The 14,257-nt window shown below is 61.4% G+C and carries 14 protein-coding genes; 8 read left to right on the forward strand and 6 right to left on the reverse strand.

Annotated elements, in window-relative coordinates; translation table 11 throughout:
* The 8 genes from LDN75_RS20605 (at position 1) to ggt (ending at position 9,626) form a co-directional block, all read left to right on the forward strand.
* Complete coding sequence (locus tag LDN75_RS20605; RefSeq protein ID WP_223934538.1) at positions 1–1,242, forward strand: CoA transferase; 1,242 nt, start codon at positions 1–3, stop codon at positions 1,240–1,242.
* Positions 1,239–2,075 carry an enoyl-CoA hydratase/isomerase family protein gene (locus tag LDN75_RS20610; RefSeq protein ID WP_223934539.1) on the forward strand — a complete coding sequence of 279 codons (837 nt, stop codon included), beginning with the start codon at positions 1,239–1,241 and terminating at the stop codon, positions 2,073–2,075. Before LDN75_RS20605 ends, LDN75_RS20610 begins: the two co-directional genes overlap by 4 nt.
* A gap of 87 nt (positions 2,076–2,162) precedes the next feature.
* Positions 2,163–2,744, forward strand: a complete 582-nt coding sequence (locus LDN75_RS20615) for an AAA family ATPase (protein WP_223934540.1) — start codon at positions 2,163–2,165, stop codon at positions 2,742–2,744.
* Positions 2,745–2,854: 110 nt separating this feature from the next.
* The gene (locus LDN75_RS20620) at positions 2,855–3,748 is read left to right on the forward strand and encodes a LysR family transcriptional regulator (RefSeq protein ID WP_223934541.1); all 894 of its coding nucleotides are present in this window, start codon (positions 2,855–2,857) and stop codon (positions 3,746–3,748) included.
* Between the two features lie 136 nt (positions 3,749–3,884).
* Positions 3,885–4,982, forward strand: a complete 1,098-nt coding sequence (locus LDN75_RS20625; protein WP_223934542.1) for a tartrate dehydrogenase — start codon at positions 3,885–3,887, stop codon at positions 4,980–4,982.
* A gap of 93 nt (positions 4,983–5,075) precedes the next feature.
* The gene (gene dctA, locus LDN75_RS20630; RefSeq protein ID WP_223934543.1) at positions 5,076–6,518 is read left to right on the forward strand and encodes a C4-dicarboxylate transporter DctA; all 1,443 of its coding nucleotides are present in this window, start codon (positions 5,076–5,078) and stop codon (positions 6,516–6,518) included.
* Between the two features lies 1 nt (position 6,519).
* A complete protein-coding gene (locus tag LDN75_RS20635; RefSeq protein ID WP_223934544.1) occupies positions 6,520–7,680 on the forward strand; it encodes a glycerate kinase in 1,161 nt (386 codons plus the stop codon).
* 104 nt (positions 7,681–7,784) lie between these two features.
* On the forward strand, positions 7,785–9,626 hold the full coding sequence (ggt, locus tag LDN75_RS20640) for a gamma-glutamyltransferase (RefSeq protein WP_223934545.1): 1,842 nt from the start codon (positions 7,785–7,787) through the stop codon (positions 9,624–9,626).
* An 8-nt stretch (positions 9,627–9,634) separates the two neighbouring features.
* On the opposite strand, the gene LDN75_RS20645 is transcribed toward ggt, so the two are convergent.
* From LDN75_RS20645 to mpaP, 6 genes are read right to left on the reverse strand one after another with little or no spacing between them, the layout of a single operon-like run.
* The gene (locus LDN75_RS20645; protein ID WP_223934546.1) at positions 9,635–10,234 is read right to left on the reverse strand and encodes an NUDIX hydrolase; all 600 of its coding nucleotides are present in this window, start codon (positions 10,232–10,234) and stop codon (positions 9,635–9,637) included.
* Positions 10,231–10,416, reverse strand: a complete 186-nt coding sequence (locus tag LDN75_RS20650) for a hypothetical protein (RefSeq protein ID WP_223934547.1) — start codon at positions 10,414–10,416, stop codon at positions 10,231–10,233. Before LDN75_RS20650 ends, LDN75_RS20645 begins: the two co-directional genes overlap by 4 nt.
* A 28-nt stretch (positions 10,417–10,444) precedes the next feature.
* Positions 10,445–11,134 carry a hypothetical protein gene (locus LDN75_RS20655; RefSeq protein WP_223934548.1) on the reverse strand — a complete coding sequence of 230 codons (690 nt, stop codon included), beginning with the start codon at positions 11,132–11,134 and terminating at the stop codon, positions 10,445–10,447.
* Positions 11,135–11,884, reverse strand: coding sequence for a hypothetical protein (locus LDN75_RS20660; protein ID WP_223934549.1), 750 nt, complete (start codon positions 11,882–11,884; stop codon positions 11,135–11,137).
* Positions 11,881–12,591: an ATP-binding cassette domain-containing protein gene (locus tag LDN75_RS20665; RefSeq protein WP_223934550.1), complete on the reverse strand. Its 711-nt coding sequence runs from the start codon at positions 12,589–12,591 to the stop codon at positions 11,881–11,883. Before LDN75_RS20665 ends, LDN75_RS20660 begins: the two co-directional genes overlap by 4 nt.
* Entirely contained in the window at positions 12,588–14,255 is a 1,668-nt protein-coding gene (mpaP, locus tag LDN75_RS20670) for a daptide biosynthesis intramembrane metalloprotease (RefSeq protein ID WP_223934551.1), read from the reverse strand. Before mpaP ends, LDN75_RS20665 begins: the two co-directional genes overlap by 4 nt.
* Positions 14,256–14,257: the final 2 nt, after the last annotated feature.

Consider the following 14,257-nt stretch of genomic DNA (forward strand, 5'->3'; position numbering starts at 1 on the left):
ATGCTCAAACCACTCCACGGAATCACCGTGGTCGATCTCAGCCGCGCCCTCGCCGGCCCCTACTGCACCGCACTCCTGGCCGACATGGGCGCCCGGATCATCAAGGTGGAAAGCATTAATGGCGGCGATACCGCCCGCCAATGGCCCCCCTTCCAGGATGGCCACAGCCTCTACTTCGATTCCGTGAACCGGAACAAGGCCTCCGTTTGCGTTGATTTCTACTCATCCGAGGGACGCGACATTCTCTCCACGCTGATAGCCGGAGCCGACGTCCTGGTGGAGAACTTCAAACCCGGCACCCTGGAGAAAATGGGGTTCACCGCTTCACGGTTGGAAGAACTCAATTCCGGGCTTGTGGTGGGGTCCGTCACCGGGTTCGGCAACACCGGGCCTCTCAAAGACGACGCCGGCCTGGATCAGGTCATCCAGGGGATGTCCGGGCTGATGTCCGTCACCGGGCCAGGCGCCCACTCCGGCGCCGGCGAAACCTACCGTGTGGGGATACCGATCGTAGATATCACCTCCGGAATGGTGTGCGCGTTTGGGATCGTCGCAGCGCTGCTCGGAGTCCGCAGTGGTGAGCGCGTTAGCAAGGTGTCCACCTCCCTTCTGGAGACGGCGCTGAACCTGTCCGCATTTCAGGGACAAAAGGCGCTCAGCCTTAATGAAGCGCCCACTCCACAAGGGAACAACCACCCAGTCATCGCCCCTTACGGGATGTTCGCCACCGCCACCGAATCCATCAATATCGCGGTGGGCAGCGACAAACAATGGACGGCATTCTGTGGCCTGCTGGGTATTCCCACGGCGGTGGAGGATCCCCGCTTTATCACCGGGGCGGACCGCTCGGCCAACAGGCAGCAGCTAACCGAACTCATTGAAGCTTCCTTGGTGGCCAAACCGGCTGACGAATGGGTGCCACTGATCAGCCAGGAAGGCATCCCCTGCGGCCCCATCTACAACTACACACAGGCCCTGGCCTCCGACCAGGTTGCCGCGCTGGGCCTTGTCCAGCACAGCCAGCGGCGGGACGGCTCTGAGCTTCCACTCCTACGCGGACCGCTGAGCCTGGACGGGGAACCCAGCGAAATCATGTCACCCCCGCCGCTGCTGGGCGAACACACCACCGAAGTACTCATGGAGCTGGGAATGACCTACGACGACGTCACCCGGCTTGAGCGCAAGGGCCGCGTTCTGTGCCGGCCGGCGTCCACTTCGACAAAGATTGGAGCAGGGCGATGAGTACAGTTTCCCAGGCATCCCGTGTCTCCCATGAGGGCCTTGTGGGCCGGATAGCCGTGTCGGTCGCCGGGGGTATTGCAACCGTGGAGATCTGCAATCCTGCGCAACGCAATGCGCTAACGCGGGCCATGTGCCTGGAAATCCAGGAGCTGATGCCCCGGCTCGATGCCGATCCCGATATTGCCGTGGTAGCTCTGCGCGGTGCGGGCGACACCTTCTGCGCCGGGGCTTCCATCAGCGAACTCTCCTCAGTGCTGTTGGACCCCCAGCCGGACGGTTCGGTTGTTGACCAGCTCAGCCTGGCCGATCACGCCATTGCATCGCTCTCCAAACCCACGGTTGCCATGATTGACGGTGCCTGCATGGGTGGAGGGTGGCAGATCGCCTCGGCATGCGACTTCATCATTGCCAACGAGCGCGCCGTCTTCGGGCTGACCCCTGCCAAGATCGGCATCATCTACCCACGCCCGGGCATTGAACGGCTGGTCCGGCTGGTGGGGCACGCCAACGCGAAATACATCCTCCTTACCGGGCAAACATTTAGCGCATCGCAAGCCCAAGCGCTGGGTTTGGTGGCCGACGTCGTTCCTTCCGCATCCTTTGAGCAACAGTGCGGAGCGCTTCTTGGTTCGCTGCGGAGCCGTTCGCGTTTCTCGGTGCACTCCATGAAGCGGTTAGTGGACCTGGATGCTTCGGACGCCGGACAGCCTGACATGGATCAGGAGTGGGCCGCTGCCTGGTCCGCCATGCCGGACAGTCCTGACATGGAGATCGGCATCAGCGCGTTCCTGAACCGCGAGCAACCCCGGTTTACGTGGCGGCCTCTTGGGTGAACAGGGCTTGCCCGAGACGTGATCTATGCCTCAATCAGGGACAAGGCTGGCCTTTCCTCCGTTGGAAGAGAGACGACGGGAGGCCAAATGCTCATTGTTCTGACAGGAATAGACGGTTCAGGAAAGACGACGGCGGCCCGCGCCTTGGTGGATTCGGCTCGCGCTGAGGGGCGGAACGCGCTGCTCCTCAGCAACCATGCTGCACGCCGACGGATGTCGCGCCTTTCGGAGAGATTCGGGTGGAAGCTGCCGCCACGCGCTGCGGATTTTGTAGAGACCAGCATCCGCGTGGCGAACGTCCTTATTTCGCATGTGCGAGCCCGGCAGTTCAACGGTTTGGTGGTAATGGACAGGCATCTGTACTGCCAACTTGCCCTGCGCCGCGCGGCTGGATTAAGACGGGGCTGGTTGCTCCCATGGCTGGTGGAAAGGCTCCCCGATCCGGACCTCTTGATCCACTTCGACGTTGACCCGCCGCGTGCTTACGAAAGGGTCATGGCACGCGGCACCGACCAGGAAGAGCTGGCTGAGCTGGAAGCTTTCCGGGCCGCCTACCGCTCGCTTCCCGAGTTCCCCGACTTCATGGAGATTGACGCCAACGGAACACCCGACGACGTGTTCGCCCAGCTGAACCGGGTGATCGCGGCGAAGGAGTGCGTCCGGGTTTGAAGCCCCGGCATTCAAGCACGGGAAGGAGCCTCCGGCTTGCAAGTAATTGATAGGCATAAACTATCGATGCCCTGCAAACCTCCCCACACATGCCCAAAGGACTCCAGCCCGTGGACACGCGAAAGCTCAAGTACTTCCTCGCCGTCGTGGATCACGACGGGTTCAACCGCGCGGCCGAGCATCTTCTGATCGCCCAGCCATCACTGTCCCAAACCATTGCGAGCCTTGAGAAAGAGCTCGGCGTTCCCCTGTTCCACCGGATTGGCAGGCGCGCAGTCCTCAGTGAAGCCGGCAAGGAACTCGTGGGGCCGGCCCGCTTGGTGATGCGGGACCTCGACGCCGCCCAGTCTGCCGTCCAATCCTTGAGGGGAATGCGTAGCGGCCGACTGGACATCATCACGATGCCCTCTCCCGGCATCGAACCTTTGACCTCGATGATCGCCGCCTTCACAAAGCTCCATCCGTGGGTCCGGCTTAACGTGGGCGCTGCCTTCACTCCCGAAGAGGTGATCGAATCCGTTCGCAGTGGTAGCAGCGAGATCGGCTTGGCCGGTTCGCCGACCAAAATCAAGGTGCCCGGTGTCGAAGTCCTGGAACTTGAGCGCCAACCCCTGATCTTGATCGTCAATCCGCAAGCGGACACGTTCTCGCCCAAGGACACTGCTATCCAACGCGAGGACCTCGGCGGCCATCGCCTCATCGCCAGCCAGCGCGGATCCCTGATGCGTTGGCTGGTGGACGATGCCTTGGCGCACGGCGTGGAGGTGGAGATCGTGGTGGAAGTCGCGCACAGAACGTCCATCCTTCCGCTAGTGCTGGCAGGCGTTGGTCACGCGGTGATGCCGTCGTCATGGGCCCCCACCGCGCACAAAGCCGGGCTCAGGACACTGCTGATCGAGCCGGTCAATTATCTGGATGTCGCAGTGCTGAGCCGGAAGGAAAACCTGACACCCGCTGCCAGAGCGTTCTTGGACGTGGCCAGCATTCATGGCGGCCATGGATAATGATAGGCGCTACCTATCAGCCGTATCGAAACTAAGTCTTGGACGCCAACCGACGCCGAACCGTCTACTTGAAGAGGAAGAACAGTGTGACCCCGCTAACAGGCTCACTGCTAACAAACTCAACGAGGAGGTAGGCATGAGCGCCACTCAGAAATTCAGCATCGCATCGATTCCCGCAGACGGTGTGGGCAAGGAAGTTGTTTCCGCCGGACGCCGCGTCCTGGATGCCTTGGCAGAGAACTCCAACGGCAAGTTCGCCTTCGAATGGACTGAGTTCCCGTGGGGCTGCGGCTATTACGAAAAGACCGGCCAGATGATGGACCCCAAAGGCCTGGACGCCCTCAAGGACTTCGACGCTATCTACTTCGGAGCCGTCGGCTGGGAGAACGTCCCGGACCACATCAGCCTCTGGGGCCTGCGCCTGAACATCACGCAGAACTTCGACCAATGGGCTAACATCCGCCCGGTCAAGTTCCTCCCCGGCATCAAATCCCCGCTTCGCAAAGCCGACGACACCGAACTCGACTGGATCGTTGTCCGCGAAAACAGTGAAGGCGAATACGCCGGTCTTGGCGGCCGCAACCTGAGTGGCCGCGGCCCAGGCAACGAGGTCGCTCTCCAGACAGCGCTCTTCACGGAAAAGGGCTGCGAGCGCATTATGCGTTTCGCATTTGATCTAGCCCGCACCCGCGCGGTCAAGAAAGTTTCATCCGTCACCAAGTCCAACGCCCAGCAGTACGGCATGGTCCTTTGGGACGAAACCTTCCAGCGCGTCGCCTTGGATTACCCTGACGTGCAGACCGAGAGCGTGCTGGTTGATGCGATGAGCGCGAAGTTCATCCTGCACCCCGAGGATCTGTCGGTGGTGGTCGCGTCCAACTTGAACGCCGACATTCTGTCCGATCTCGGTTCCGCCCTGGCGGGCAGCCTGGGCCTGGCCGCGAGCGCCAACCTGAACCCGGAGCGCCGCTTTCCTTCCATGTTCGAGCCGGTCCACGGTTCCGCACCGGACATCGCAGGCAAAGGCATCAGCAACCCGATCGGTGCCATCGCCAGTGCCGCCCTCATGTTGGACCACTTCGGCCTCCATGAGGAAGCCCGCCGCGTCGAAGCAGCAATCGAACAGGCCACAGGTTCCGGCCACCTGACCCGTGACGTTGGCGGTGACGCCACCACGGACGACGTCACCGAGGCCATCATCCAAGCCCTTAGCCACACTCTCGCGGCTGTCTAATCCAACAGAGCGAACGTTCGACGGCGGTCAGCCGGCCGCCGTCCAACCTCCCCATCAGCTTCTCCAGAGACATTCCACAATGAGGTAGGAATCATGGAACAAATCACCACCGCCGGACCAAAACCGGCACCCAAGACCCGTTGGTACAAGCAGTTGTACTTTTGGGTGCTCACCGCGATCTTGGTCGGCATCCTCCTGGGCTGGCTCGCTCCGACTGCGGGCATCGCCATGGAACCAATTGGCACCACGTTCGTGAATGCGATGAAGATGCTCATCGGCCCCATCGTGTTCTTGACCATCGTGGGTGGTATCGCCAGCGTCGCCGATCTCAAGAAGGTTGGGATGACGGGCCTGAAGGCCCTCACCTACTTCCAGATCGGCACCATCTGCGCCATGGTCTTCGGCCTTGTTGCCATCAATGTCTTCCGCCTCGGTGACGGCGTCAACGCGGACGCCAGCACCATCAAGACCTCAGACTCGGCAGCGAAACTGATCGACGCCGGCCAGCATCAGGAATGGTGGCAGTTCCTGACGCACATCATTCCCAACAGCATCGCGGGACCGTTCGTTGAAGGCGACATCCTCCAGATCATCTTCATCGCCGTTGTCTTCGGCATAGCACTAAACGCGATGGGCAAGGTTGGCGCTCCGGTTCTTGATGGGGTGCAACGCCTCACTGGCGTGATGTTCAAGATCCTTGGCTTCATCATGAAGGCCGCCCCTTTGGGCGCTTTCGGGGCCATGGCCTTCGCGGTGGGCAAGTATGGCGTATCTTCCCTGACCAGCATGGGCGGACTGATTGCCCTGTTCTACGGCACCTCGATCCTCTTCGTAGTGATTGTCCTTGGCTCCGTGATGGTTTTCCTCCGGCTAAACATCTTCACGATGATCCGCCACCTAAAAGAGGAGTACATGCTCATCCTGGGCACCTCCACCGCAGAACCGGCACTCCCCGGCTTGATGCGGAAACTTGAACATGCCGGGGTGAAGAAGGAAACCGTTGGTCTGGTTGTTCCCACGGGCTATAGCTTCAATCTTGATGGCGCGGCCATCTACCTGTCGCTCGCGGCGCTCTACATCGCGCAGGCCACCAACACGGACCTGACCATTGGCCAGCAGCTTGGCCTGCTCGCCGTAATGCTCCTGACCTCCAAGGGCGCGGCCGGTGTTGCTGGCGGTGGTTTCATCGCCCTCACGGCGACGCTCACCACCCTCGGCACCATTCCCGCGGCCGGCATCATGCTTATCTTTGGCATCGACAAGTTCATGTCCGAATGCCGCGCCTTGGTGAACTTCACTGGCAACGCTGTAGCCACGTTGGTCATCGCCCGCTGGGACCGCACCCTGGACACCGACCGCGCCCGCCGCGTCTTTGCCGGCGAGACCGTGGAACCAATTCCCGCTGAGGATGCTGTTCTCATGCCTGTTGAGGAACACACCGGGTCCGACGACGCACCCAAGCCCGCGGCCGCCGTCGTACCTCCGGGACCGGCCGCATCAGCCGACCGCCGTCCCGCCTACTCGGAATCCATCTGACATGACCAACACCACCGCCCCGAAGACTGTGCTCATCGCTCCCGACAAATTCAAGGGCAGCCTCACGGCCAGCGAGGTTGCGGACGCCTTGGCAGCTGGCCTTCGCGCTGCCGCCGACACGTCCGCGGCGGTCCACTGCGAGCTCCTTCCACTCGCCGACGGAGGTGACGGCAGCGTTGATGCCGCCGTCGCCTCCGGCTTCGGCCGCTACAACTGCACCGTCATCGGACCCATCGGACAGCCCGTCCAGGCGGATATCGCGTTCGACGGCGTCACTGCAGTCGTGGAGGTCGCGAACACTTGCGGTTTGGCCGTCCTGCCCAACGCCAGACTCGCGCCGCTGGAAGCATCGAGCCGAGGCTTTGGAGAGGCCGTGCTGTTTGCCCTCAGCCTCAAGCCGAGGCGAATGGTGTTGGCGCTTGGCGGCAGTTCAAGCACCGATGGTGGAATGGGAATGCTCAGTGCCCTGGGCCTGCGATTCCTGGATTCTTCGGGAGGTCCCTTGCAGGGCTCCGGGCAGTCGCTTTCGCTCGCTCATTCAGTGACCGGCTCCGTTTTCCCTGGCTTGGCAGGCGTGGAACTTATCCTCGCCACCGACGTCCACAACCCACTCTGCGGGCCAAACGGGGCAGCGCCGGTGTTTGGCCCGCAGAAGGGGTGTTCCCCCACCGATGTTTCTACGCTCGACGCCGGTCTGGCGCAGTTTGTCTCAGTGCTCGTTGACGCAGGGCTTGCAGACCCTGGGTTGGCTGAATCGCCAGGCGCGGGCAGCGCCGGCGGCATCGGCTTCGCTTGCCTGGCTTTGGGCGCCAAGCAAGTGTCCGGCGCCGACTACTTCCTGGACCTCCTGGACTTCGACGCCCGTAAGGACACCTGCGACATTGTCATCACCGGGGAGGGCAGCATCGACGAACAAACGTTGGCGGGGAAGCTTCCTGCCGCAGTCGCCCGCCGATCCGGCGCCCGGCCAATCATCGCCGTCGCCGGCCGATCGCTGCTGGAACCAGAGCAATGGTCCGAGATGTCATTGTCCCGCGTGTACGCGTTGGCTGACTACACGGATGAGGATTCTTCCAATGACCCGTTGCTGTCAGCGGAGTTATTGCAGCGGATCGGGCGGGAGATTGGGAAGAGCCTGCCGGGCTCCCTGGCCGTGCCTTAGCCCTTCCACACTCAGAATTACAACCTTGAAACTCCCCAAAGCCCCGGAGTAGGGTGGCCGGACCGTCCAACCACATCATCGTCTGGGAAAATTCTGGGAGAACCATGACACATGTGAGACGCCAATTGGCTGCGGTCACCGCAGCCCTGGCACTAAGCGTGACAAGCGGAGCGGTGGCAAGTCCTGCCTTCGCAGATCCTCGCGAAACCGACAAGAACCCCACTGCCACCGGGTACGGCGGTGCCGTGAGCACCGTGGATCCGGAAGCTTCAGCGGCCGCCATCGAGGTCCTGCGCAAGGGTGGCAACGCGGCCGATGCCGCTGTCGCTGCAGCCGCCACCCTTGGCGTCACAGAACCGTATAGCGCCGGCATCGGAGGCGGCGGTTACTTCGTGTTCTACGATGCCAAGACCAAGGAAGTCAGCACTATTGATGGCCGCGAAACGGCGCCGGCAGCCATACCAAACGATGCGTTCATCAACCCCGCCACAGGACAGCCCTATCTCTTCACCACCAAAAGGCCCGAACTGCCGACCAGCGGGGTCTCCGTCGGCGTCCCCGGCACCCCGGCCACTTGGGAGCGCGCCCTTGAGCGTTGGGGAACTTTGGACTTGGGCGAGGCACTCAAGCCCGCTATCAAGGTAGCCAACCGCGGCTTCGTGGTGGACGAGACGTTCCGAAACCAGACTCTGGATAACAAGTTCCGGTTCAACACCTTCACCTCCACGCAGGACCTGTTCCTTCCCGGTGGTGACGCTCCCGCCGTCGGGAGTGTCTTCAAGAACCCCGAGCTTGCCGAGACGTACCGCCTGCTGGCGAAGCAGGGCACCAGCGCGTTCTACACGGGCCCGCTCGCAGAAGAGATCGTGTCCGCAGTAAAAGCGCCGCCGAAATCGGGCGAGACTGATCTTCCCGTGCCAATCGGGTTCATGACCACCGACGATCTGGCTGAATACAAGGCGATTGACCAGGCTCCGACGCACGTGAAATACCGCGGCTATGACGTTTATGGCATGGCGCCGTCCAGCAGCGGCGGCACCACGGTTGGCGAGTCGCTCAACATTCTTGAAAACTTCGATCTGAAGGACATGCAGCCGGTGGACGCGCTGCACCACTATTTCGAGGCCAGCTCGCTGGCGTTCGCTGACCGTGGCGCCTATGTGGGAGATCCGAAATTCGTTGACGTGCCCACTGCTGTCCTCACCAATCCGGTTTTCGGTAAAGAACGCGCTTGCGAGATTGATCCGACGGCGGCAGCGCCCAAACCGGTGGACCCCGGTAACATCACAACATACGACGGCGCGTGCCCGGGTTCCGCTGCACCGCTCGCCGACGAGACGGACACTGAGAACATTTCCACCACGAACCTGACGGTCGCCGACAAATGGGGCAACGTGGTGGAGTACACCCTGACCATTGAACAGACAGGCGGATCCGGAATCGTCGTGCCAGGCCGCGGATTCCTGTTGAACAATGAGCTGACCGATTTCAGCACCGTGTACAACTCGACTGATCCCAACAGGATCCAGCCAGGCAAGCGTCCACGTTCGTCGATGTCGCCAACCATTATTCTGCAGGACGGCGACCCCTTCCTGGCCCTCGGCTCCCCCGGTGGATCGACCATCATCACCACGGTGTTGCAGACCATCCTGAACCGTGTTGACCTGGGGATGGACATCTCCGAGGCCATCGCCGCTCCGCGTGCAGCTCCTCGAAACGGGCTCACCGTGAGTTCCGAACCGGCGTTCATTGATGCGTACGGTCCTGCGCTGGAATCGTTGGGGCACGATCTGGTCCCAGCCGGTGATGCTTTCACCTCGGCAGCAGAGATCGGTGCGGCCACGGCGATTGAGTTCGGGGAGGGCGGAAAGCTCACGGCCGCAGCTGAGCCGACGCGTCGTGGAGGTGGGTCTGCGATGGTGTTGAAACCAAGCAACAGTCCATGATTGATGTATCAGCCCCGAAACAGGCCTCTGACTGTTGCCTGCAGCTTCTCCAATCCCGGGCCGTGTTGGGTGCTGGCAGCGAACTTCATGAGTCCGCGGCAGGCAAGCCCTGCGTCTGTCAGCTCACCGCCTAGCAGGTAGTCCATCAGTTCGTCACTTGGCAGTAGCCGCACGAAGCCCGCCTCGGACGCGTCCCACGATGGGTCGCTGCTGAGGCGGGCTTCTGCCGCGATGACCAGGTGTTTTCGCCTGGTTGAGTTGGCGGACCACCACTCGGATCCTGCGTAATACACAGCGGACGATCCATAGCCTGTTTCCTCCGCCAACTCGCGTTGGGCCGCATCTACCGGAGTTTCATTCTCGTTCAGGTATCCCCCGGGAAGTTCCAGCAAAGTCTTCCCTGGCCCGACGCGGAACTGCTCAAACAGCACCACATCCGTTCCGCCCTCCGTGAAGGCGAGAACCGCTGCGGAGTCCGGGCTCGCAATGACATCCCAGGTTGAAACTGAGCCGTCAGCTTCCAGGTAGGTGTCCTGATTGATGGTGACAAAACCTTTGTATGCACGCGTAGTCCAGAGTTTTCGCCACAATTCGTCCGAATTGTTCACTCTGGGCGGTTGGTCTTGAGTTCCCGGCAGAATCTCCACAACATCACCAACGAAGCTGCCGCGATGATGATTCCGGAAATAAGGGACCAAACAGATTCGCTGCCGCTTGAGAGGAAAATATAGATGGCGTAGGACGCCATGGTGAGGGCGAGAAGCAGCCATACCAACGGTTTACGATTCACAATGAGTTCCTTGATTTATTGGTAGTTATCAGGCCAAGTCACGCTTGGAGAACACGGCGCACGCCGCCCCCAAGACGATTAACGGCCATGCAAGAGCTCCGAAGAAAGACTCCGACGGCGGTATGTGGACTGCCGCTTGATTCGCCCAGTCGGCAGCTTGGAACGGAAAGAGGTACGGCTCGGCATCGCCCAAGGGCAGGATCTGCGGAAGCACCAAACTGAGAGGAACCGCGAAGAGGCTCACAAGATGGCTGCGAATGAAGGAACCGATCGCGAATCCCCAGGCGGATCCCATTGCTGCCATTCCAGCGAAGGCCAGCACCCCATGTGGACTGAGCTGCCATCCGTCTGCAATAAATGTGCCGGATAAGCCGAAAGAGATGCCGACGATCACACCGCCCAGGATTGCTGCAAGAGCTGTTGTCAGGGCTCGAGCAATGAACGCCGGGATCCTTTGGAACAACAGGACCCGGCGTGTAAGGCACCCTGCCCGGAAATCGGCCGTGAATGAACAGGAACCCATCACGCCCGCACCCGTGAGCATGAGCGACAGCCCTGCCCCTCGGAGAGCTCCTTCGAGACCCGGATCGCCCGTGGTGGATTCGAGATTGGCTGCCACCAGGAGCGTGCCCAGTAGTCCGATTACCAGCACGGACGCAATCCCTGAGCCTTTCCACAGCCAAGGGCGGCGAAGATCCGCAAGAAGTGCGGACACCATTTAGAACTCCTTCCGTTTGAGCACGCCGACCACCCCGGCGCTTGCTGCGAGGAGCCACGCCAGCGAGACCAGGAACGCTGGGCCTGGTTGAAGAAGGCCCTCAAAGGGAAGAGAGGCAATGCCTGCCAACGCACCGGACGGCAGCCAACGCCCTATTTCGGGATCGTTTGCCAGGACCGGCAGTTCGATTGCCAGCGGAATAAGCATGGTGACGATCGTCGTCGCGTAGTAGTGCCGAATGATCCACCCGAGCGAGCAACCCCACAGGGAACCAACAGCGGACGAGAGCACGACTCCGGGCAAGGCCCGCCAGGATTCCGGAGTGAGGAGTTCCACGCGCAATTCGGGTGGCAGGGTGAAGGCGACGCTGGCTCCCCAAGCCAGGATCCCCGCTGCCAAAGTGGCGAGGCCGACCACAAGCGCCGCAGCGTACTTGACCGCCACAAGGTGTACGAGCCCGGACATCACTACGCTGCGCCGGAGCGTCCCGTAGTAGGACTCGCGGGTCACAAGGTAGCTCCCGGCAAACGTAGCCACGATCGCAATGCTGGTGGCCAAAGCCCAAAACGCTTTGATGTTTTCCGTCGCGGACAGCTGATCTGCAGTATCCGGCCACCCCAGGAAGTTGGCCACGAACCACGGAACCAAAGCGCTGAAGGCGAGGATGCCCAGAACCGAATATCCGCTGAAGTGCCTCAGCAGCTCTGCACCTAGTCCACAGGCCCAGTTGGAGTTCGGATGCCCCGTCACCGGGCACCCTCCAGGATCTTGAAATACGCCGATTCGAGGCTGCCGCCACCAAGAATCTTCGCCTCCTCAAGGGTCCCGTGGAACAGCGTCCGCTGCTTCAGAATGAGGACGTCGTGGGCCACTTGTTCGAGCTCCAATAGCTGGTGGCTTGAGACCAAGGCACTCCCGCCGGACTCGGCGAACCCGCGCAGAAAGCCTCGCAGCCACTGGATGCCTTCCGGGTCGAGACCGTTGGCAGGCTCGTCCAAGACAAGGAGGCGAGGGTTTCCGATGATGGCGGATGCAATCCCCAGCCGTTGTTTCATCCCCAGCGAGTAGTCCCGGACCTTCCTGTCCGCGTGGGCCGCAAGGTCCACTTGTTCCAGAACCCGCTCGACGTTTTCCCTACTCACGCCTGCTGCCAACTGACAAATCTGAAGGTGACGCCGCCCGGTCAACCCGGGTTCTACTTCCATCCCATCCAAGTTCACTCCGACGTTGGTGGCGGGCCTCTTTAACGAGCGGTAGTCCATTCCGAAGACCTTTGCGTGCCCCGACGTCGCCTCCACTAGACCCGTCAGCCCGGCTAGTGCCGTACTCTTTCCGGCACCGTTGGGGCCGATCAGTCCCACAACCCGCCCGGCAGGCACATCAAACGTCAGATCGTCGACGGCAAGCCGTTGGCCCCGTCTCTTACTGAATCCCTCGAAGCTGGCGTGGATTGTCATGAGTGCCCTCTCGTGGAGTCGTCGGGTTCGGGTTGTCCGGGCCATAACGGCGAATGTGAAATGGCATGCCAGAGCCACTCCCCCACATTTGTCTGGCGTCCGCTGGTTACTTCCGCCCGCCCCGATGCGGGGAGGGTGGGGCTTCCTTCCACCTGGCCCACGTAGGCCAACACGGGCAGGGTGGTGTCTGCGAGCGCTATCGGGACGATGGTGTCCACCGGTGCCATGGTTGACGACGGCGCGTGGTCGCCGATGGTGGCCCGGCCCAGGTTTTGGTGGATGATCATTCCCTGCGATTGCAAGGTGACGCTGTCGCCCGGTTCCAGCGATTGATCGGCAGCTTGGTTGGAGGTCACGATGAGCAGCTGACCATTCACATAGGTGTAACCCGCAGTAGTCACAGGACGTACAGGGATTACGACGAGAAGCGCCCCGATGGTAAGAGTTCCCAGGAGCATGATGAGGGCACGCCTCCACACTGGGCTGCCGTTCTGCGCGGCCGCACGGAAAAACTGAACCACGCTCCTGCAAGCCACCACGATGAGCAGGCAAAGGACGGCAAACACCGCGATGTGCCCTGCATAACCGAGCTGCAGGAAGATCGGCACGATGCGTTGGAAGCCAATGATCATGAAGCCGACGCCTGAAATGGAACTCGCCAATCCGAACCACGGAAGCCAACCATTACCGCGAAAGGTGGCGCGGGCTCCAAGAAAACTGGAACCAAGGACGTCGGCCAGTGCCTTGATGGATTTCTGGCGAAGGTGGGGAACGTCCACAGCGGACATCAAGGCAACGTAGCCGTCCAGCTTGATGAACGGGAATAGATTCAAAATGGCGACGGCCCAACAAATGACGCCATAGAGCAGCGCCGCATCCTTCACCGACGATGCCGGGAGGATTGTCTGCGCTGCCAGCGCAATGCTCCCTAAGCCAAGATGCACCAGGGGCCCGGCCAGGGCAATCACCACCCGCTGCTTCCGGGAGCCCAACCGCCAGCCGTCGGTTACGTCGCAGAAGAATGCAGGAGACAAGTAGAACAGCATGATGCCAATGCGCCGAGGCGTACCGCCAAAGTAGCTGAGGGCCATTCCATGGCCGAGTTCGTGCAGCAACGTGGAGGCAAACATGGCACCTGCAACATAGAGATATACCTCAAGGGGCAGCGGCGTCGCCAAGACCCTCCAGATGCTCGGCCCAGCCGCCAGGGAGCCCAGGATGCCGCCCATGAGGAGCAAGGCAACGGGCAACGCAGCAATTGGCCGCGCCATGGCAGCAACCGCAGGCCGGAATATCATCAGGACTGGCGCCGGGTTGAACAAGGTGAACTGCACCGTTAATGGTGCCCGGAACTGAACCCGACGGTCCCTCGGTGGGTGCGCACCGCCGTCGAAGATGCCGGTGTGCGTCAACTGGCGAACGATTCCCATGACGTCGGCAGCAGTCCAAGGCGACCCAAGGCGTTGGGCAACCTGGGCAGGGTTTCTCTCGCCGTCAATTGTCCTGAGAACAGCAGCTACATCTGCTGAGACTCGAGCTTTTGGAACACTGTTTATGGCAACAATCCAGGGGCCGCCGTCCAATAACGGTTGATCAATGGACGCCGACGGCGCAAGCCGTACCGGCCACTGGGCGGGTGCCGGAACCTTGGGCAATCCTGACATGG

This window comes from Arthrobacter sp. StoSoilB5 (assembly GCF_019977235.1).
In the GTDB taxonomy this organism is placed as follows: domain Bacteria; phylum Actinomycetota; class Actinomycetes; order Actinomycetales; family Micrococcaceae; genus Arthrobacter.